General features: G+C 59.1%; 18 protein-coding genes and 1 pseudogene. 14 read left to right on the top strand and 5 right to left on the bottom strand.

What is annotated here, in order from left to right; all coding sequences use genetic code 11:
- Positions 1-251 precede the first annotated feature (251 nt).
- On the top strand, positions 252-2,195 hold the full coding sequence (locus D5301_RS07385; protein ID WP_023435196.1) for an integrase arm-type DNA-binding domain-containing protein: 1,944 nt from the start codon (positions 252-254) through the stop codon (positions 2,193-2,195).
- 34 nt (positions 2,196-2,229) lie between these two features.
- On the opposite strand, the gene D5301_RS07380 is transcribed toward D5301_RS07385, so the two are convergent.
- Positions 2,230-2,868, bottom strand: a complete 639-nt coding sequence (locus D5301_RS07380; RefSeq protein ID WP_029885977.1) for a substrate-binding domain-containing protein — start codon at positions 2,866-2,868, stop codon at positions 2,230-2,232.
- A 119-nt stretch (positions 2,869-2,987) separates the two neighbouring features.
- Between D5301_RS07380 and D5301_RS07375 the strand changes: the two genes are divergently transcribed.
- Positions 2,988-3,281: a helix-turn-helix transcriptional regulator gene (locus D5301_RS07375; protein ID WP_009459591.1), complete on the top strand. Its 294-nt coding sequence runs from the start codon at positions 2,988-2,990 to the stop codon at positions 3,279-3,281.
- 22 nt (positions 3,282-3,303) lie between these two features.
- Here the strand turns inward: D5301_RS07375 and D5301_RS07370 are convergent, their stop codons facing one another.
- The 3 genes from D5301_RS07370 to D5301_RS07360 form a co-directional block, all read right to left on the bottom strand.
- Positions 3,304-4,194 (bottom strand): LysR family transcriptional regulator, encoded by an 891-nt coding sequence (locus D5301_RS07370; protein WP_023435198.1) that lies wholly within the window; start codon positions 4,192-4,194, stop codon positions 3,304-3,306.
- A 502-nt stretch (positions 4,195-4,696) separates the two neighbouring features.
- On the bottom strand, positions 4,697-5,863 hold the full coding sequence (locus tag D5301_RS07365) for a glutathione-independent formaldehyde dehydrogenase (RefSeq protein WP_223656181.1): 1,167 nt from the start codon (positions 5,861-5,863) through the stop codon (positions 4,697-4,699).
- Positions 5,864-6,377: 514 nt separating this feature from the next.
- Positions 6,378-7,319: a LysR family transcriptional regulator gene (locus D5301_RS07360; protein ID WP_054572497.1), complete on the bottom strand. Its 942-nt coding sequence runs from the start codon at positions 7,317-7,319 to the stop codon at positions 6,378-6,380.
- 483 nt (positions 7,320-7,802) lie between these two features.
- Between D5301_RS07360 and D5301_RS07355 the strand changes: the two genes are divergently transcribed.
- Together D5301_RS07355 and uvrB are read left to right on the top strand one after the other, a co-directional pair.
- Positions 7,803-8,243 carry a DUF488 domain-containing protein gene (locus tag D5301_RS07355; RefSeq protein WP_023435199.1) on the top strand — a complete coding sequence of 147 codons (441 nt, stop codon included), beginning with the start codon at positions 7,803-7,805 and terminating at the stop codon, positions 8,241-8,243.
- 375 nt (positions 8,244-8,618) lie between these two features.
- On the top strand, positions 8,619-10,595 hold the full coding sequence (uvrB, locus tag D5301_RS07350; protein WP_023435200.1) for an excinuclease ABC subunit UvrB: 1,977 nt from the start codon (positions 8,619-8,621) through the stop codon (positions 10,593-10,595).
- Between the two features lie 149 nt (positions 10,596-10,744).
- Here uvrB and D5301_RS07345 read toward each other — a convergent pair whose 3' ends face one another.
- Positions 10,745-11,650 (bottom strand): LysR family transcriptional regulator, encoded by a 906-nt coding sequence (locus D5301_RS07345; RefSeq protein ID WP_023435201.1) that lies wholly within the window; start codon positions 11,648-11,650, stop codon positions 10,745-10,747.
- A 154-nt stretch (positions 11,651-11,804) separates the two neighbouring features.
- On the opposite strand from D5301_RS07345, the gene D5301_RS07340 reads away from it, so the two are divergent.
- The 10 genes and pseudogenes from D5301_RS07340 to D5301_RS07295 all read left to right on the top strand — a co-directional run bounded on the left by D5301_RS07340 (position 11,805) and on the right by D5301_RS07295 (position 21,015).
- The gene (locus D5301_RS07340; protein ID WP_023435202.1) at positions 11,805-12,212 is read left to right on the top strand and encodes a ketosteroid isomerase-related protein; all 408 of its coding nucleotides are present in this window, start codon (positions 11,805-11,807) and stop codon (positions 12,210-12,212) included.
- Between the two features lies 1 nt (position 12,213).
- Positions 12,214-12,822, top strand: a complete 609-nt coding sequence (locus D5301_RS07335; RefSeq protein ID WP_023435203.1) for a GNAT family acetyltransferase — start codon at positions 12,214-12,216, stop codon at positions 12,820-12,822.
- Positions 12,819-13,709 (top strand): carbon-nitrogen hydrolase family protein, encoded by an 891-nt coding sequence (locus D5301_RS07330; protein WP_006402492.1) that lies wholly within the window; start codon positions 12,819-12,821, stop codon positions 13,707-13,709. Before D5301_RS07335 ends, D5301_RS07330 begins: the two co-directional genes overlap by 4 nt.
- Before the next feature lie 282 nt (positions 13,710-13,991).
- Positions 13,992-14,267: a formaldehyde-responsive transcriptional repressor FrmR gene (frmR, locus tag D5301_RS07325; protein ID WP_007182548.1), complete on the top strand. Its 276-nt coding sequence runs from the start codon at positions 13,992-13,994 to the stop codon at positions 14,265-14,267.
- 59 nt (positions 14,268-14,326) lie between these two features.
- Positions 14,327-15,476 (top strand): annotated as a pseudogene (locus D5301_RS07320) (S-(hydroxymethyl)glutathione dehydrogenase/class III alcohol dehydrogenase).
- Between the two features lie 43 nt (positions 15,477-15,519).
- The gene (locus D5301_RS07315) at positions 15,520-15,918 is read left to right on the top strand and encodes a VOC family protein (protein WP_023435205.1); all 399 of its coding nucleotides are present in this window, start codon (positions 15,520-15,522) and stop codon (positions 15,916-15,918) included.
- 182 nt (positions 15,919-16,100) lie between these two features.
- Positions 16,101-17,435, top strand: coding sequence for a DUF3422 family protein (locus tag D5301_RS07310; RefSeq protein WP_023435206.1), 1,335 nt, complete (start codon positions 16,101-16,103; stop codon positions 17,433-17,435).
- 58 nt (positions 17,436-17,493) lie between these two features.
- Positions 17,494-18,324, top strand: coding sequence for an S-formylglutathione hydrolase (fghA, locus tag D5301_RS07305; RefSeq protein WP_023103887.1), 831 nt, complete (start codon positions 17,494-17,496; stop codon positions 18,322-18,324).
- Positions 18,325-18,342: 18 nt separating this feature from the next.
- A complete protein-coding gene (locus D5301_RS07300) occupies positions 18,343-19,650 on the top strand; it encodes an NAD(P)/FAD-dependent oxidoreductase (protein WP_023103888.1) in 1,308 nt (435 codons plus the stop codon).
- 51 nt (positions 19,651-19,701) lie between these two features.
- A complete protein-coding gene (locus tag D5301_RS07295; protein ID WP_006402503.1) occupies positions 19,702-21,015 on the top strand; it encodes a replication-associated recombination protein A in 1,314 nt (437 codons plus the stop codon).
- The last annotated feature ends 47 nt before the right edge of the window (positions 21,016-21,062 follow it).

Raw genomic sequence — 21,062 nt, 5'->3', positions numbered from 1 at the left:
AGTTCGAGTCTCGTTTCCCGCTCCAAATTTTGATCCACAGACTTCTACTGGGGTCTGTAGGTCATTGAAAAAAGGAGCTTCGGCTCCTTTTTTCATTCCAGCGAGTGCCACGGAAATCCACCCACAGCTACCGTTTTTGAGTGACCAAATAAGGCACAAGAATATGGGTGGGTTGGCTACCGGATAGTTGCTGGGGCTGAGCGGGAACCATGACGAGCATAGGGCCTAAGTCATTACTTAGGAGTCTCGAAATGGCGCTCTCTGATCTGACCGTCCGGCAGGCGAAGACCACCGGAAAACGCTACACCCTCTCCGACAACGACTGCCTGGGCCTGATGGTCTCAGCCGCAGGCGGCAAGTCATGGCAATTCCGCTACTACTGGCTGGGCAAGCAAAAGCGCCTGTGCCTGGGTGGCTATCCTGCCCTCAGCCTGCGCGAGGCCCGGACCGAGCGGGACAAGGCCCAGGCCCTGCTCGCCAGGGGGATCGATCCCCAGGTCGAGCGCGACCAGAAACGGCACGCGGCCAAGCTGGCGGGCGAATACACCTTCAAGACCGTCTTCGATGCTTGGGTAGAGCATCGCCGCAAGGAACTCAAGGAAGGCCGTCAGAGCACGCTTTCCCAGATCCTGCGCATCTTCAACAAGGACGTGCTGCCCACTCTGGGAAAGATGTCGATCTACGACATTCGTCGCCCCCAGCTCCTGGGCGTCCTGGCGGCGATCGAGAAGCGCAAGGCGTTCACCACCGCCGAGAAAGTCCGCACCTGGTTCAACCAGATGTTCCGATATGCGCTGGTCATCGCCGAGGGACTGGAAGTCAACCCGGCCGCGGACCTGGACGTGGTGGCCGAGCCCAAGCCCCCGGTGGCCCACAACCCCTACCTGCACCTGCCCGAGATGCCCGAGTTCCTTCAGAGGCTCCGGCTCTACAACCCCCGTGGCTGGCAGACCCAGCTTGGCGTCCGGCTACTGTTCCTGACCGGGGTGCGCACCGGCGAACTGCGGTTGGCCGAACCTGAACAGTTCGACCTCGACAGGGGCTTGTGGATCATCCCGCCGCAGATCGTCAAGCAGCTCCAGGACGAAATGCGCAAGGCGGGGAAGCGGCCGCAGGACGTGCCCCCCTATATCGTGCCGCTGTCCCTGCAGGCCATCGAGATCGTCCGCTACCTCCTGGGCGCAATGCGGCCGGCGCAAAAATACCTGCTGTCGCACCGTAGCGAACTCAAGAAGCGCATCAGCGAGAACACTCTCAACAAGGCCTTGCAGCTCATGGGCTACGAGGGGCGTCTGACCGGCCACGGCATTCGTGGCACCATCTCGACGGCGCTCAACGAGATCGGCTACCCCAAGATTTGGGTGGACGCGCAACTTTCGCACTCCGACCCGAACAAGGTGAGTTCGGCCTACAACCACGCCAAGTACGTGGAGCCGCGCCGCCGGATGATGCAGGACTGGGCCGATCGCCTCGACCTGCTCGAACAGGGCGAAGTGGGAGCCGCGAGCGCGCACCTGACCATCCGTATCGACGGGGTGCCGGCGATGGCGGAAGTGGAGGACGCGATGGACGCGGCCCCCGCGGTGGCCGAGCAGGCTCCCTCCGTCGCCCCGCCAGTGGTGGCCACGCCCATCGTCGTGACCCCGAACAGCGGCGGGATCACGTTCCAGCGGCTGTCGCAGGTGCCGCCACCGCCGACGCATGCCCCGGAGCCCGAAGTCTCTGCAATCCAGCGCGAGCGGGAAGAAATGCTGGCCATGTACGAGTCGCCGAACAACCTGCCGGTCCCGCTGTTCGGCAAGCTGGCCGGAAAATCCAAGGACCAGATCAACCGCGAGCTGAAGGCGGGCAAGCTGCTGTCCATCAGCTTGGGCAACCGGGGACAACGCGTTCCCGACTGGCAACTTGTACCGCTCAAGCACAGGCTGGCTCAGGTGCTCATGAATCAGTATCCACACGCGGATTCGTGGGACCTGTACCGCATGCTGACCCAGCCGCACCCTGACCTGGGGGACCGCGCGGCCATTGATACGGTCACGCCGACCAACGTGCCCGCGATCATCCGGGTCATCACGGGCGACTACCAGCACCATGCGGATACGCCCGAGACTATTGCCCCGCACCCCATCCCCGAGGATGTGCGGCAAAGCGTCCGCCGGTTGGTTGATAGCGCAGTGGTGCTTGAGGGTGCCTGACACTCGCGCTTCAACCTATGGCCGCGGGCGCCTGCTACGCAGCGCCTGCCCTGGCAACTTCCATCGCTCTGCGCTCGAACCGCTCAAAAACGGAGTCGGCTTGGGCGTGGGGCCGCTGCAGGTATGTCACGATCTCGTAGGGGCCGTCTGAAAGCGGGCGCATAGTGATCCCCCACGCATGGGCACGCTCAATGCGCGATTGCGCGGAGAGCCCCACTCCGTAGCCAGCGGTGACCCAAAGCGCCATCATCTCGAACGAAGTCACATGCTGAATGCTCTGTTGGCTCAACGGAAGGGAAGACAGTCGCTGATCGAGCAGTAGGCATGCCTCCGTCGGCCAGCGAAACACCGGATAGTCCAGAAGCTCGGCAAGCGTGATTTTCGCCTGGGCAAGTAAGGGGGACCCCAGCGGCATTGCAACGGCCATGTTCTCGACCCAGAGCGGCTGGCTTTTCACGGCCGGAGCACCAGTGTTCCGAAGCGACATTCCAGCGTCATAGCGGCCTTCCTCAAGGCCCGTCATCAGGTCGTCGCCTGAGGTCTCAAAGAACGCGATGGTGACTTCCGGCTCCTCCGCTCGCTGTAGGGCAAGAAGCGTTGTGAGGCAAGAGGATGGCACTCCAGGTGCGATAGCAAGCCTGAAATGGGAAAACTGGCTGGTGGCGTCATGCATGAGGGCCCCCAATAAGCGATCTGTCCAGAAAGGCAAACCAGCGTCGCAGGAAAGAGTGAAGTTTAACGTCGTTATTTTTAACGTGGTTAATTGTGGCAGATTGTTTGACGCTTCTGCTAATGCAGAAATCAACAATTCAGCCAGGCCGTCCTTCTGGCACATCGACGTATGAATCCGAGTCGGCGTTAGCCTTCGGACAGGCCGTGCGCGCTGCGCGCGTCGCTCAGGGAGTCGCGCAAGACGAGTTCGCATCTCGGGCAAGCATTTCGCGTTCTCACATGGGTAAGATCGAGCGTGGTGAGCACGTGCCCACGCTTCCGCTCATACTGAAAATTTCTACGGCACTCGGAATAAGCGCGGCTGACCTGATGACGGCGACCGAACGCAATCTGCGTGCCGACACTGATCCCTGAGTGTCTGGCCTGCCAGGCTTCGTCAACCGTCCGAAGAGTCGCGTAGGCGAACGATAAATCGCTCCACCGAAGCCGATAAATTGCTGCCGTCGGGCCGAAGCAGGTAGGTCGTGATCACGGCAGAATCCATCGCCAAGGGGCGGATCACCACATCCGGCCGTTGGGAGATGGGAATCTTGGTCGCCGTCATGAAGCCGATGCCGTAGCCGGCGCCGACCAAGGTGAGCATCATGTCGAGCGAGGATACTTCCTCGACAACATTCAGCTTGTGCTCCAACGTGTTGAGCAGCCGCTTGAGTTCGCGGCAATAGCCCTCGCATACCTGCGGGTCGCACAGGACAAGTGGATGGCCTTGGAGTTCTTGAAGTGGCACCTCCTTGTAGGTGAGCAATGAGTGTCGAGCTGGCACAGCAATCACCAGCGGGTCGCGCCAGATTGCTTCGGCAGCGATACCGTCGCCGACATCGGCCGTGTGCGCGAACCCGATCATGAAGTCGCCCGAACGCAAGCCACGCACTTGCTCTGCCAGAGGCACCTCTGACAAGCGTATTTCGATCTCCGGCTCCTCGGCGCGACAACGAGCCAGAAATGCCGACAGCCGTGGATCGATAGCTCCATCTGATACTGCAATGCGCAGGCTACCGCGCAAGCCCGCTGCCACAGCCTTGGCGTTTTCACGAGCCTGTTCCAGCACAGTGAATAGACGGCGTACATCTTGCAAGAAGACCGCACCCGCCGCCGTCAGAACTGTTCCTCGCCGGTTGCGGTCGAAGAGCACTACGCCCAACTCGTCCTCAAGTTCCTTGATGGCTCGTGATAGCGGTGGTTGTTCGATATGCAGGCGCTCAGCCGCCCGCGTGAAATGTAGCTCCTCAGCAAGAACTACGAAGCAGCGAAGATGGCGCAGCTCCATAGGCCACCCTCCCGTTCCGACTTATCCAACACTGTGCTATCTCCCTATAGAAGTGACTGCCATTCTGGCGGCGGCGAGTTCGGCCACGTCTTTGGAAACTTCTGGCTGAATGAGCCAGGGCTGGGTTGATCGTGCGATGGCCCGAGGCCGGCACAACACCAGGCGAGCCTGATCAAGTCCGTGGGGTGGTCAGGATCAGACGAAGGCTATGTCCAGCCATGCACGTCAATGGACGCCGTGCATCGCCTCCGTCCGACCCTTGGTCGATTGCGAACCAGGCGCCCGAACACGCCTGCGGTTGATCATCACCTGCGGATGCTGAGGCTCTGCTCCTGGCCCGAGCCAAGGCAAGTACCCCGTCAAAATCACAACGCCTTGGGGCAGCAGGCAAATGCCGGCGAAAATATTCGCCGGCTCCAGTTGCTGGCCGGGGACCTGCGGAGCCAGAATGCCTCTCACCAGAAAGTGTGAGACATCCTGATGCTTAGCCCGCGCCGGATGCTTACTGCCGCACTGAACCATGCGGGTCGATGACGTACTTGTATGCAGAACCCGCGTCGAACTCCTTGTACGCGGCGGGCGCGTCTTCGAGCTTGATGAACTTAGTGTTCATCATCGGCGAAAGGTAAGGCATGCGATCGTTCAGTATCGCCCGCATTAACGCGTGGTTGTAGTTGGCCGTCGGAGATTGACCAGCCGACATTCGCGGCGACTTGATCCAGGCGTTGGACCATTCCAGATCCATATGGCCTTTCTTGGCTTTCGGGTCTTTCGAGATCGGGTTTGCGCAGTACACACCGACCGTACTGGTCATTCCGCCGAAGCGGACATATTTGAGCATTGCGTTGGTAACAGCGCTCTCCACGATCTTGTCAGCCTCCGCGCCAAACCCGCGGCAGTCCACACCAACATAGTCGATGACGCGATCCACCTCCCTGTGCCCGGTAATGCGTTCGAGATGCTCCTCGATCGGCACGCCGTCGGAAAGGTTGATGGTTTCCACGCCGTGTGGCTTGAGAAGGTCCAGCCGCTCTTGAATGTAATCGGCAACGATGATGGCGCCTGCACCCAGAAGTCTGGCGCAGGCGGCACCCGCTCTGCCGACCGGCCCGGCACCGAAGATCAGGATGTTCTCGCCGACGACGTAGGCCGGTGCGGCTGGCCAGTCTGGGCCAGCGAACCCATGGAAAGCTGTGGGTAGTACGTCAGAGAGAAGGGTCAGATCGCGGATTTTTTCCATGGCGGCATCCTTGTCAGGGAAGCGAAGGAGATTGAAATCCGCATACGGTACGAAGAGATAATCACCTTGGCCCCCCGTCCAGCCACCGAGGTTGAACCCGTAGGCTCCGCAGTCGATTTCGGGGTTGGTGTTCTCGCATACATCGGAGCGCATATGCTTGCAGTTGTAACAACGCCCACACCCCACATTGAAGGGAACGGAAACGATGTCGCCCTTCTTCACGACTTCGACGTCTGATCCCACTTCGATCACTTCGCCGGTCATTTCATGGCCCATGGTCATTCCCTTGGGAACAGCAAACGAACCGCGATAAATGTGAAGGTCGCTGCCACAGATATTTGTGGTAACTATTTTGAGGATAGCGCCATGGGGTGCGCTTTTCCCTTGAGGGGTTATCAGCTCTGGAAATTTGAAGGTGTTGACCTTCATTTCCAAGGGCTTCTCGAAAGTCACGATTCGGTTACCGGTCGGAGTCATTTCGTCACCTCTGTGCGTTAATGTTTCCATCTTCTAAATCGAAGTGGGAAACGAGACTTACCGCTGTCAAGAAGAACGATCGTGGTACTGCCTAGCCGTTGGCCGCGTCTCCTTCTGCGGTCTTGACAGCATCGGATCAAGCTCAGAAGTGGTCAAACTGGAATAATCTATGTGCAGATAGGCACAATCTATCTACGCGGGCTCGTCGAGCCGTGCTCGTCTCCTAGCCGGGAGAGGGCAACGATCATCGCTACATCGCGCCTCCTAGCTTGATCTAGGAACAGTCAGCTCGACCCAGCGAAACATGAGGACGCCGCACGCAGCAGGTACTCCTGTCCCCCTAGTTGCCCCTGGACCTGGTGGACTTCGATGGGTTGCTCAGCACGTGGCGCCTGTTAGCGGCGCACACGGCATGCCTGCAATCTTCGCCTGGTTGAAGCAATACAGAGTTGCTCTTCAAGACTCGCTATTTCAGGGGGCTTTGAGATGAGTCTGCTTTGGGCTGGAACCGACGATGGATCGATATAACGGATTGAAGCGTGGCAGCGAGTTCGGGGGTGTGCACCATTTCGAGCAATGCACGCGATGACGGTGCCTCGAACGCATTTTTCCCAGCAACGAATCCGACATTTGAGTGCGACATTGGTCCATTGATTGCGATTGCGTGGAGATTTGGAATGTGCGCGAGTTGGCCGGCGAGAGATTGCGGAAGAACTGCCGAATATTTTCCTGTCGCCACGTGTGCCGATAGCACGTCAATTGAATCAGTGCGAATAGTCTGTGCGGTACATTGCGTCAGCCTATCTTGAATGGGTTCAGGTACTGCCGAGTTCAGCACGCAGAGTTGTCTATTGAGAACATGGTCCCACGTTGTGCTTCGGGGTTGCTGTGTTCTCGCGGCGTGAAAAAGGAAAATGCGTTCACGGTACAGAAGGTGAGTATCGAAGTCTTCCCCTGGGATATCCTCCAAATGCATGAGTGCGATATCCAAATTGTTTTCTCGAATCGCCTGTAGCAGGGAAGAAGCGCCGGAAACCAGAACTGATTGTTGAAGTAAGGGCGTTTTTTCAGCAAGGGCGATGCTTAATGTGGGCGCTACACCGGCAGTTCCTGGGAGTATCCCTAGCCGGAATTGCCCCTCTATACCTCGCCGTAGTGCGGAGAGTTCTCGCTCCAGCCCTTTGCAGTCGTCATACATCTGCTGAGCCCAAGACAGTACGCGCATCCCTTCAGAAGTGAGGCCGTCATAGCGTCGGCCATGACGCACGATCTCGACACCCATGTCTTCCTCCAATTGCTTAATGCCCGCGGAGAGTGTCGGCTGAGAAACATTGCAGCTTTTGGCCGCGTTGCCAAAATGGCCTTCACGGTGCAAAGCAAGCAAGTATTCAAAGTTTCTTACGATCATATATTTTCTTCTGATAAAGTTGATTAGATTTTATACTTTCACGAAAAACCCTGCGCACGCTTCGATCCGCGTCCAACCTTGGACACATAGCTGGCACGCATGAAAGGCTGCTGCGCGCAGTGCCCATACAGTAGGTTCGACTCGTCATCGACGGTCAGCACCACAACGCACGGGACAGCCAATAGCGCGAACACAGGTGCTTCGCGCTGTGGGGCGAGTCGTCCTCATGTAGCTTAGCAGTTGGCGCGTTCTGGAAGGGAGTAAGCGTGAGTGGTGAGGCACGCAACCGCAAAAGGCGGTGCTAAGCTCTTGAGCTGTTCGGGTCGTGGCCGCGAGTCGTTGAAGCGGCGAGAGAATGGAGCCTGCCGTGGCCGTTGTGGCGCAGCTAGTACACCATGCCCCCAGCGTTTCCTTAGCTGCGATTGACGGACATGCCTGGCGGTAGCTCAATAACAGCCATTTATGGATGAAGGAACGAGGGGAATGAGGCAGATGAAGATATTCACGATTGGATTCACTAAGACCTCCGCGCGGTCCTTCTTCACCAAGTTAAGTGCTTCTGGTGCCAAGCGCCTTGTCGATGTTCGCCTGAATAATGTTTCGCAATTGGCCGGCTTCGCTAAACGCGAGGATCTTCGATATTTTTCCGAGGCGTTGTGCGGGATGGAATATGAACATCTACCAGCACTTGCTCCAACCAAAGACATGTTCGAGGAATATAAAATAAAAGGGGGAGATTGGGATATCTACGCCAGGAAATTTCTGGATTTAATGTCGTCCCGAAAGATTGAGTCAATCGATAAAGAAAAGATTGATAACAGTTGCCTGCTTTGCAGCGAAGACAAGCCCCATCACTGCCATCGGAGGCTAGTGGCCGAGTACCTTGCAGGCAAATGGCCGAATGTTGAGATCGTGCATCTTTAGAGGGGCGACGTAGCTCCACGTTTCCAACGCCTCGTCTGGAGGGCTGAGAGAGACAAAGGCGCGTATCGGCGGGAGCCGGCGCCACACATTGGGCGTACAGAGCAACCTCGCCCGCCACGGCTCGATGTCGGCGCTCAACGAGGCGAGTGGCTCCAGGTGCATTGGCAGACGGGCCGCTGGCTGACGTCGTGGCGATCGGCGGATATGCACTGGGAAGCCCGCCCATGTGTTGGGCTATCATGTTGGCGACGCCTGCGCCCAGGTGGGGCGCGGCAGGATCGCCGTCATTTACACCCCAGTTTGGTACTGCTATAGGTCTTCTGAAATAGCCGATACATCAGGACAAATTGAAGTAGCTCAATTAGGAGATATCTAATGTCAACCGGTACGTTCATTCTGCACTCCAGCTATACGCCGGCGGGGGACCAGCCAGAGGCGATAGCGCGCCTACTGTCGGACATAGAAGAAGGTGCGACACACCAGACGCTGAAAGGTATCACCGGCTCAGGTAAGACCTTTACGATGGCGAATGTGATTCATCGTCTGAAGCGGCCCACATTGATCTTGGCTCCTAACAAGACGTTGACCGCGCAGCTTTATGGTGAAATGAAGCACTTCTTTCCCGAGAATGCTGTCGAGTACTTCGTTTCCTACTACGATTATTTTCAGCCCGAGATCTATATGCCGGGCACCGATCGTTTCATTCCAAAGGACTCGGCCATCAACGACCACCTTGAGCGCCTACGCCTGTCCACGACCAAATCCTTGATTGAGCGCCGCGATGTGATCGTCGTCGCTTCGGTGTCTTCAATCTACGGCCTGGGTGACCCGGATGCGTACCGAGCGTTACAGATCGCTCTGTCCCCTGGCGTCAAAATAAACCAGAGAGAGCTGATTCGTCGCTTGGCTCTGCTGCAATATGATCGCACTGAGCGCACTCTCAAACGTGCAACGTTTCGGGTGCAAGGTGATGTGATCGATATCTTTCCTGCTGATTCCGAGCATAGGGCAGTTCGGGTGGAACTGCTGGATGACTCTGTTGCGTCTGTTCAATGGCTAGACCCTGTTACAGGTAAAACGCTGGGGGCAATTGACCATTACTTGGTTTCGCCAAAGACGCTTTTTGCACCGCCCACGAATAAAATAGATTCCGCGTCCAAGAAGATACTCGCTGATATGGAAGAGCGGGTTGCCGAGCTTAACAGAAATAATCGCTTGGTCGAGGCAAACAGGCTGTACGAGCGGATCACGCATGACGTGGAGATGATGCGCGAGGTAGGCTATTGTTCGGGGATGGAGAATTATTCCTGCTACTTCAGCGACCGGGACCCGGCCTCGCCTCCGATCACATTGCTGGATTACCTGCCGAAAGATGGGCTTCTGTTCGTCGATGAATCCCACGTCATGGTGCCACAGATATCCGCAATGTACCGGGGGGATCAGGCGCGCAAGGAGACGTTGATAGATTACGGGTTCCGCTTGCCTTCGTCTAAGAACAATCGCCCGTTGAACTTTGGTGAATTCGAGAAGGTCAAGCCACAGACCATCTTCGTTTCCGCGACGCCGGGTGACTACGAGTTGAAGGTGTCGAAAGACAGGGTTGTCGAACAGGTTATCAGGCCGACGGGACTGCTTGATCCCGAGGTTGAGGTGCGCAAATCGGATGGGTACATAGATGATCTGCTTGCTGAAATATCGAAGTGCGTGAAGAAGAAAAATCGCGTGCTCGTGACCACGCTGACGAAGGTCAGTGCAGAAGAGCTAACGGATTTCTTGACGGACCATGGGATTCGAGCGCGCTACATGCATTCGGACATAAAAGCGGAGGATCGTGTTGAGATCATCAATGGCCTGCGCGCAGGAGAGTTCGATGTTTTGATTGGGATTAGCCTTTTGCGCGAAGGGCTGGATATTCCCGAGGCATCATTGGTTGCTATTCTCGATGCGGATCGGGCAGGCTTCCTGCGGTCGGCCCAGGCACTCATTCAGATGATAGGTCGAGTTGCTCGGAATGAAAACGGAAAGGCGATCTTGTACGCCGACGTGACGACTCCGGCGATGAAACAGGCGATCGATGAGACAAATAGGCGCAGGCAGCTTCAAATTGCCTTTAACGAAGAAAATGGAATTTCTCCGGTCTCCTCTGTGCGAAAACTAGCAGGAGAAGAGACGAGTACGGAGGAGCCCACAGTTCATACCGAGGCTTTTTGCGAGAATTTGTCCGACCTTTGCGACCAAATTACTGCCAAGGAGCAACAGTTGCTCGAATTTACTGATACTGGCGACGAGCAGCGCGTGGAAGATATCCGTCATCAGTTGGATGGGTTGTACCGGCAATTTATTTATATCTAATCGTTCGCCGGCATTGGATTGCATGGCCGACCGATCTGCACTTGGCGCAAGGGGCAGACGGTCGGCTCATCATTCAAACGGAGGGGTGAACCGCCGAGGCTCAGTGCCCCGCTTTCCAAGGCAGGTGTCCTACAGCGTCTTGCGGCGTGTCAGCGCAAAGCTGGCAACGATCCAACGGCGACCAGCATTTCATCAAATACCGCTCGAACCCTTCCCGGAATGGGGCCACGCTGAGGCCGATAGACGTACAACCCCCATGCCGGAGGTTCTTCGGTCTCCAGCACTCGCACGAGCTTCCCGCTGGCAATGTAGGGGGCAGCCATGTAGTCCGCCAGTTGCGCGAACGCGATTCCGGCCAACGCTGCCCCCATTTCCATGTCGGCGTTGTCGGCGACGAGGGTGGGAGCGGTGGGTGTCCACTGGCGTCCCGCCTTGAAGTGCCAAGGCCAGGGGCGGCCGGTATTGATATCCAAGGCCACGGTGACCGGCAGGCTGCTTAGCGCATCGATGTTTTCAGGTACACCCACTTTCTTGATCAGGCGCGGAGCGGCAACGATTGGGAGTCTCATGTCGGCCGCCTTGCGCGCGACGAAGCGGCTATCGCGCATGAATCCGACCCTGATCCCAACGTCAATCCCTTCGTCAACCGTGTTGCTGATGCGATCGGACAGGCGCACATCCAGAGTGATACCAGGATGACGCGCGGCCACGCGTTCCAGTGCAGGCAGCACCGCTCTGGTGCCCAAACTGTGCGGTGCGGTGATGCGAACCGTGCCGGACAGGGATGCCTGCTGGTCGGACCCAGGCGTCCGCCATAGATCCTCGAACCGCTCCAATGCCGGGCGCACCTGGTCTAACAGCCCTTCGCCGAAGGCGGTGATGCGCACCTGGCGTGTGCTTCGATGAAACAACACCTCGCCGTAGTGTTGCTCCAGTTGCTGGATGGCACGGGTGACACCTTGCGGAGAAGTCCCCAGCCGGACGGCCGCATCGCGAAAACTGCTGCTTTCGGCCGCCACCCGAAAGATGCGCAGTAGTTCCATTTCCTTGTTCATGACGAACACCTCATGGCCAGTTTCGCTGCTCGTTAATTGTTCCAGATAGTGGAATTATAAAATCGCAACAATTCCATATACAAGGGAGGCGCGGTTGCCCAAACTGGCAACACCCCCGAATGCTCCGCGCCTAACAACCCAACAAGGAACGCGAATGAACGCTGCGACTCTCATCACCGCCTACTACGACGCCTTCAACCGCGGCGATCGCGAGGCCATGCTGTCCATGTTGACCGATGACGTTGCGCACGACTTGAACCAAGGCGCTCGTGAGGTCGGTCGCGAAGCCTTCCGCGCCTTCCTGCGGCGCATGGATCGCTGCTATGGCGAGCAACTGCGCGGCATCGTGGTGATGGTCAGCGCCGACGGCCTGCGCGCAGGCGCGGAGTATGTGGTGCATGGCGAATACAAAGTGACGGACGACGGACTGCCGGAAGCACAGGGCCAGCGCTACGTGCTGCCGGGTGGCGCGTTCTTCGACATCCGCGATGGCAAGATCGCTCGTGTCACCAACTACTACAACCTCGGCGACTGGATCGCACAGGTCGGAGGGGATGCCTGAAATGACCAGCGACGTGCAGGTGCTGGTTCGTCGTGGATCGGACATTGCCGAATGGTTCGACACCGTGGCACATCTGCGGGCGAAGGTCTTCCGCAGCTTTCCATACCTGTACGAGGGCGACATCGAATACGAGAAGCACTACCTTTCCATGTACGCTCGTTCGGCAGACAGCCTGCTGGTGCTCGCGCTCGCTGATGACCTGGTCGTGGGTGCGTCCACGGGGTTGCCTCTCGGCGATGCAGAGCCGGCCTTCCAGGTGCCGTTCGCCGATCGAGGAGTCCCGATGGAGGCAGTGTTTTACTGCGGCGAATCAGTCCTGCTCCCGGCCTTCCGGGGGCTTGGCCTGGGCCACCGCTTCTTTGACGAACGCGAAGCGCATGCTCGTTCGTTGGGCGGCATGCAGTGGACATCGTTTGCGTCGGTGGATCGAGCAGACGACGATCCTCGGCGTCCTTCCAACTACCGCAGTAATGATCCCTTCTGGACCCGTCGTGGCTACGTGCGGCAGTCGGACATGAAGGTTACGCTGCCCTGGAAGCAGGTGGGTGAGCCAAGCGAAACCGAGCAGACGCTCACGATGTGGCTGCACTCCCTGGAGAACGCGAAATGAAAGTGGCAGTTGCGAAATACGCAGTGGGCCAGCCCACGGACTTCGAGGCATTTGCTGCGCGGCAGCGACTGGTTCTGGAGGAGGCGCGTCGTGGCGGGGCGGAACTGGCCGTGTTGCCCGAGTATCTATCCCTCGAACTGGCTGCAACGTGCGAGCCGAGCATTCGCCATGATTTCAACGCCTCTCTGGCCGCGCTGCAGGCCTTGCAGTCTCCGTGGCTGGCACTGTATGCCGACTTGTCGCGCGAGTTATGCATGACCATTCAGGCCGGTACGTTTTTGACCCAGGTTGGACTGAACCGCTATCGCAACCGGGCTTGGTGGTTTGCGCCTGACGGTACACGCGACTACCAGGACAAATTGCAGTTAACGGGGTTCGAGAAAGACACCGGCGTCATCGAGGGTGGCGACGAACTCAAGGTGTTCGATCTGAAAGGCGTGCGTGCCGGCATCGCTGTCTGCTACGACAGTGAGTTTCCATTGCCCGTGCGAGCCCAGCGAGAGGCGGGGGCGCGCCTGCTGCTGGTCCCGAGCTGTACCGACACCCGAGCAGGTGCAACCCGGGTCCGTGTGGGCTGCATGGCGCGGGCACTGGAGAACCGAATGTTCATCGCGCAGGCCGTGACGACTGGAACTGCCGACTGGAGTCCGGCGCTGGACACGAACACTGGCGAGGCCACGATCTACGCACCAATGGATCGTGGATTCCCGGAGGATGGCATTCTCGCGACGACTTGCGGCACGCAGACATGGGCGATCGCTGATCTTGACGTAGATGCGCTCGAACGAAACCAAGAACAGGCCCAGGTTGCAGTCGATCGCGACTGGGACGGTCAGATGTTGCCTGCACTGCGGAATGCTCGGTACTCGGGTCGTAAGGTCGCCTAGCCGGGGTCATCTTGATAGCTTCAGCTCGATGAATCCGTGTACATAGGCCATGTCTATCTGCACATAGATTTTTCCAGTTTGACCAGTTTTGAACTTGCCCCGATGCTGTCGATACATGCAAAAAATATTCATTGATTTGAATGTTTTGCGCTTCTTGGGAACAAATCTGTACTAGCCTGTAAGAGTGCTCGAAGAGCACAGAATTTGTGGCGAAGTTCGGCCGCATATACTATGGGGGAGTATTGTATAATGCGGCGATGTACCCAAGTAGAGAGGTGTTCGATGCCACACAGCCCGGAAGAAAAGAAGCAAGCACTGACGCGCATCAGGCGCATCAAAGGTCAGGTAGCGACTCTTGAGCAAGCGCTTGATGCAGGTGCGGAATGTCCTGCAATTCTTCAGCAGCTTGCGGCCGTTCGTGGGGCAGTCAACGGATTGATGGCAACCGTTCTGGAGAGCTATCTGCGGGAAGAGTTTCCCAGTAGCGAAATCAGGAGCGATTCGCAGAACAAGTCCATTGACGAGACCATCTCTATCGTCCGCTCCTATCTGCGGTAGAGGCACCAGGGTGCCCTCGGTGAGGGCAAATTTAGTTAGCTAGTAAAGGAAGCGACATCATGAAATCACGTGCAGCAGTTGCCTTTGGGCCAGGAAAGCCGCTAGAAATCGTCGAGATCGACGTCGAGCCGCCGCGCAAGGGCGAGGTGCTCATCAAGATCACGAACACCGGCGTTTGTCATACCGACGCCTTCACCCTGTCGGGCGACGACCCCGAAGGTCTCTTCCCGGTCGTGCTGGGTCATGAAGGTGCGGGTATCGTCGTGGAGGTGGGTGAAGGTGTGACCAGCGTGAAGCCTGGCGATCACGTCATTCCCCTCTATNACCAGCGTGAAGCCTGGCGATCACGTCATTCCCCTCTATACCGCCGAGTGCGGCGAGTGCCTGTTCTGCAAGTCCGGCAAGACCAACCTGTGTGTCGCGGTTCGTGCAACCCAGGGTAAGGGGCTGATGCCCGATGGTACGACTCGCTTCTCGTACAACGGTCAGCCGCTTTACCACTACATGGGCTGCTCGACCTTCAGCGAATACACGGTCGTCGCCGAAGTCTCGCTGGCCAAGATCAACCCGGACGCCAATCCCGAGCACGTCTGCCTGCTGGGCTGCGGCGTGACCACCGGCATCGGCGCCGTGCACAACACGGCCAAGGTACAGCCCGGCGACTCGGTGGCCATCTTCGGCCTCGGCGGCATCGGTCTCGCTGCGATTCAAGGTGCACGCCAGGCCAAAGCGGGCCGCATCATCGCCATCGATACCAATCCGGCGAAGTTCGAACTGGCTCGTACCTTCGGCGCGACCGAATGTCTCAACCCGAAGGACTTCGACAAGCCGATTCACGAGGTTCTGATCGAGATGACCGGCTGGGGTGTCGATCACACCTTCGAGTGCATCGGCAACGTCGACGTGATGCGTTCGGCTCTGGAAGCTGCCCACCGCGGCTGGGGCCAGTCGATCGTCATCGGCGTGGCTGGTGCTGGCAAGGAAATTTCGACCCGCCCGTTCCAGTTGGTCACCGGTCGCACCTGGAAGGGTTCGGCTTTCGGTGGGGTCAAGGGCCGCACTCAGCTTCCCGGCATGGTGGAAGACGCAATGAAAGGCGAGATCGATCTCGCCCCGTTCGTCACCCACACCATGGGCCTCGACGACATCAACAAGGCCTTCGACCTGATGCATGAAGGCAAGTCGATTCGCACGGTGATCCACTACTGATCACCCACTATCCATTCAACACCAACCACCAAGGAAATTAACCATGTCCAATCCTGTCATTTCCGGCGACGGTATCTTCTCGCACGTCTTCGTCGGCGCCGCCGACCTCCAGAAGTCGACCGCGTTCTATGACGCCGCTCTGGGTGCTCTCGGCATCAAGAACCTCGGTCCTTTCGGCAACGGATGGGTGCTTTTCGGTCGCGAAAAGCCGGCTTTCATCATCGCTCGTCCGGGCAATGGTGAAGCGCCTTCCGGCAACGGCGTGACGGTCGGCTTTGCGGCCGCCACTCCCGCCGAAGTGGACGCCTTCCACGCCGCCGGCCTTGCCGCAGGCGGCACCGACGAGGGCCAGCCCGGCCCGCGTGGCCACCTGCCGGGTGCCTATGCGGCCTACCTGCGTGATCCGGCGGGCAACAAGGTTTGCGCGTACACCTTCGTCTGAAAGCCAGGAAGCTGAGGGCGTTCTGAAAAGGCCAGCACAAGCCTCTACACGGCGAGCCTATTGGACGGACCGTGTAGAGCGGTGCCCGCTCATGAAGATCGGCCCGCAGCCATGTGCGAAACGCATGGCTGCGGGCATTTGCTTTGAAGCGTGTTTTTCAACCAATGAGAAATGAGGTCGTTATGCAAGAGCCGGCCAACATCAATACGACGACCGTACAACCCGCCCCGACCGCCACCGTGTACGGCATGCCGGCCTATGCCGATCGTGCTGCGGCCGTGGGTGAAGTGCATGCGCGCCCGCATCTGTTGATTCAGGCCCCCCGCAGCATATTGCAGCTCGCTTTCATTACCGAAGGCGATCAGGCCAGGGATCAGATGGCGATGAGTGAGTTGTCTCATCGCTTCGGCGTTGCCGAACCCGACCATGCTACGCCGCTTCACGGCGTGACATGGGATGAAGGAGACCTGCACTGCGAAAAGCACACCGAGTTCTCGACGTATCTATGGTGCGCTTCGCTGGATTCCGAGACGGGAGAGCCGTGCGGCGAAAATCCGTTCAAGCATGGATTTGTTCCTCCCGGCCCGGTCGTATCCGGCATCCGTTTGAGACTTCTTCCGTGGACGCCGGAAACGGAGAAGGAGGTCGATCGCTTCGATCCTGCCAGCCTGTGCTACTCGCTGGTGGAGAACGGCTCTGCCGCCATCCTGACCGACTTTCGACAGGATGAGGATGGCCTGACGCAGATGCTCGTCCTGGCCCGCGATTTGACCCCGGCGCGGGCGGGTGCGCTGGCTCAACGTCTGCTGGAGATCGAGACTTACCGCACCTTGGCGTTGCTGTCCTTGCCGTTGACGCGGTCGATGACGTCGGAGCTGCGGCGCATGGAGTCGCGCCTTGCGGCGATCACCGACGAGATGTGTACGAGCTTGGTGGAACGGCGCGACAGCGACGTGCTGCTGTCCGAATTGACCGCCCTGGCTGCCGAGCTGGAAGCTGGCGTTGCGGCGAATCTCTATCGCTTCGGCGCCAGCCGTGCCTACTACGAGATCGTCGAGGAAAGGCTGGCAGCGCTTTCGGAAGAAGCCGTATCCGGGTACTTCACCTGGGCGGATTTCCTGCAGCGTCGCATCGCTCCCGCCATGCGGACATGCCAATCCGTAAAGGAGCGCCAGACCAAGCTCTCCGACAAGCTGACCCGGGCCATCGCGTTGCTGCGTTCCTGGATCGACGTCGAGCTTGAACGCCAGAACCGCGATCTGCTTGCGTCGATGAACAACCGGGCCAAGATGCAATTGCGCCTTCAGCAAACCGTCGAAGGCCTGTCGGTCGCGGCAATTTCTTATTACGTCGTGAGTCTTCTCGGCTATTTACTCAAGGGCATTCCGATGGTTCACGACAGCGTGGCGCCGGTGATGGCGGTTCTGGTGCCTGCGGTGATGCTGACGATCTGGTGGATCGTGCGCAGGATCAGACACGCCCACGGTGACACGGCAGCGGAAGAGAAATCTTCCTGAAGAGCTGCCGTCCTGGTGCGCGAGAGCTGCGCCGTTCCTTTGAACATAGGAGAACACCATGGAACGCATCGAACATCACGCCAGCTTTGATGGTTGGCAGGACGTTTATCAGCATGAATCCACGACGCTCGGTTGCACGATGAAGGTCGGCGTCTATCTGCCTCCGCAGGCACAGCACAGCAAGGTGCCGGTGCTGTACTGGCTTTCAGGCCTCACCTGCACCGAGCAGAACTTCATCACCAAGTCCGCCGTCCAGCGCTACGCAGCCGAACATGGCATTGCCGTCGTCGCGCCCGATACCAGCGCACGCGGCGAAGGCGTTGCCGACGATCCCGCCTATGACCTCGGACAGGGGGCGGGTTTCTACGTCAACGCCACGCAGGAACCCTGGGCTGCGAATCATCGGATGTATGACTACGTGGTGCAGGAACTACCGGCGCTGATCGAGGCCCACTTTCCCGTGACGGCGGAGCGGAGCATCAGCGGCCATTCCATGGGCGGGCATGGCGCCCTGGTCATCGCCCTGCGCAACCCGGGCCGTTATCGAAGCGTCTCGGCCTTCTCGCCCATCGTCGCGCCCACCCAGGTTCCCTGGGGACACAAGGCCTTCGAGGCGTACCTGGGCAGCGACCGGGAGGCGTGGAAGCAGTACGACACCGTGGAGCTGATTCGCACCGTGCAGGAGCGTCTGCCGCTGCTGGTGGATCAGGGCTTGGGCGACGAGTTCCTGGAGAGTCAGCTTCAGCCCGATCTGCTGCGCAAAGCCTGCGACGAGACGGGGCACCCGCTCACGTTGAATCTGCGCCCTGGCTACGACCACAGCTACTACTTCATTGCCAGTTTCATTGGCGAGCATATGGCATACCACGCATCGGCGCTGAAACGCTGAGAGAGATGAGATCAGGTTATGACAAAGACCTCCAAAAACCGACATCACGTCGTCATTATCGGAGCGGGCTTCGGCGGGATCGAGGTTGCCAACGAGCTTGCTGGTGCCGAGGTCGATGTGACGATCATCGATCGGCGCAATCATCACCTGTTCCAACCCTTGCTTTACCAGGTTGCAGGGGCGTCACTTTCGACATCCGAGATCGCATGGCCTATTCGCTATCTCTTCCGCAATCGCCCGGAAGTGAACACCTTGATGGCGGAAGTGGAAGGCATCGACCAGGACGCGCGTCAGGTCATTCTCAACAATGGCTCACGCCAAACCTACGACACGCTCGTACTCGCGACAGGCGCTACCCATGCCTATTTCGGACACGACGAATGGGGGGCTTTTGCGCCGGGGTTGAAGACGCTGGAAGATGCCACGGCCATTCGGGGCCGAATCCTCGCGGCTTTCGAGGAGGCCGAGCTCACGAGCGATCCTCAGCAGCGTGCCGCGCTGCAGACGTTCGTCATCATCGGTGGTGGTCCCACCGGGGTTGAATTGGCCGGGACCATCGCCGAGCTTGCACGAGACACGCTGGCGCGTGACTTCCGCTCTATTGACCCGAGCACGTCCCGGGTTGTACTGATCGAGGCGGGCCCGCGTCTGTTGTCGGTCTTTCCAGAGGATCTTTCGGCCTATACGCGCCAGGCACTCGAAAAGCTCGGGGTCGAGGTCGTGCTGGGTACGCCGGTCACCGAATGCTCGGCCGACGGCGTGGTGTATGGCGGCAAGCCCCTTTCGGCCAAGACCATCGTCTGGGCCGCAGGGGTCAAGGCGTCTCCCGCGGCTCGCTGGTTGGGTGCTGCGTCTGATCGTGCGGGTCGAGTGGTCGTTGGTCCCGACCTGACGGTGGCTGGTCGCCCGGAGGTCTTCGCCATCGGCGATACCGCCTCGTGCACTATGGCCGACGGGAAGCCCGTACCGGGCATCGCCCCGGCCGCCAAACAGCAAGGGAAGTACGTCGCCAACCTCATTGGACGGCGTTTGAAAGGCAAGTCCGCTGACGGGCCTTTCATATACCGGCATCAGGGGAACCTGGCCACCATCGGCCGCAGCCTGGCCGTGATTGACATGGGGCGGGTTAAGCTGCGTGGTGCCTTTGCGTGGTGGATCTGGAAGCTCGCGCATATCTACTTTCTGATCGGTACGCGAAATCGTCTCAGCGTCGCTTTGAGCTGGGTATGGAACCACAGCATCGGCTACCGCGGCTCTCGCATCATCATGCATGCGATTGCCGACAAAGAGCCCACAGCGTTGGATAAATCCGGCTCTCTGGATTGAGGTGCCCACCTTATCGGAACGTCAACTATCAGAAATGCCAGGGAGAGCAACTTGACCGATCTATTCACGACAAAGCCCAAGCCTCCCTTGGCCGAACTCCTGCGGCCCAAGACGCTGGATGAATTCGTCGGGCAACGGCACTTGCTCGGCCCCGGCAAGCCGCTGCGTCTCGCGTTCGAGGCGGGCAAGTTGCACTCGTTCATCCTCTGGGGGCCGCCAGGCGTGGGCAAGACCACCCTGGGGCGCCTGGCCGCCAGTGCGACCGACAGCCGATTCATCGCCATCTCGGCCGTGCTGGCCGGGGTGAAGGACATCCGGCAAGCCATCGACGAGGCCCAGGCTGAACTGGACAACCATGGTCGATCGACGGTGCTTTTCGTCGATGAGATCCATCGCTTCAACAAGGCGCAGCAGGATGCCCTGCTGCCCCATGTCGAGTCGGGGCTCCTGACCCTGGTGGGGGGGACGACCGAGCATCCGGGGTTGGCGGTCAATTCCGCACTGCTCTCGCGCGCGCAGGTCTATACCCTCGAACCGCTGTCCAGCGACGAACTGAACCAGCTCTACGAACGCGCACTGCCGCATCTCCAGGGCGTCAAGTTGGACGCGGACGCGCTGGACCTGCTAAAGGGCTTTGCCGATGGCGATGGCAGGCGCTTCCTCAATCTGCTTGAGCAGGTGACGAATGCGGCGTCGGGCGCGGGCAAGACCGTGGTCGATGGCGAGTTCGCCAATCTGTCCACGAGTCCATCGCTGCGCAGGTTCGACAAGGGCGGTGACGAGTTCTACTGGCAGCTCTCAGCCTTCCACAAGTCGCTACGGGGCTCCGACCCCGATGCGGCCCTGTATTGGCTGGCCCGCATCCTCGACGGCAGCGGCGACGTGAGCCAGGTGACCCGCCGCATGGTGGTGATGGCCAGCGAAGACATCGGCAATGCCGACCCGCAGGCGCTGCAACTGGCACTCAATGCCGCGCTGGCCTACGACAGGCTGGGCTCACCCGAAGGCGAGATACCGCTGGCCCAGGCGGTGACTTACCTCGCTCTGGCCCCCAAGTCGAATGCCGCCTATGCCGCCTGGGATCAGGCCAAGGCATTCGTCAAGCGCAGCGGCTCCCAGGCTGTGCCGCTCCATCTTCGCAATGCGCCGACGAAGCTGATGAAGCAGATGGGCTATCGCGAAGGCTACCGCTACGCGCATGATGAGCCCAACGGCTATGCCGCTGGGCAAACCTATTTTCCCGAGGGCGTGGCGCGGCCGGGCTGGTACCAGCCAACGGACAGGGGCGTCGAGCGAAGGCTGGGAGAAAGGCTCACTTGGCTGCGCTCGCTCGATGACGCGACGCCGCTAAGCCCGTACACTTGACCGATATCCCCCCCGAAATCGGCCCATCGCTACCTCACGAACTACAG

It is taken from the genome of Stenotrophomonas sp. MH181796 (genome assembly GCF_009659995.1).
Lineage (GTDB): Bacteria > Pseudomonadota > Gammaproteobacteria > Xanthomonadales > Xanthomonadaceae > Stenotrophomonas > Stenotrophomonas riyadhensis.
Note: the sequence above shows the minus strand (reverse complement) of the source record. Positions and strands in the feature narration are given on the sequence as shown.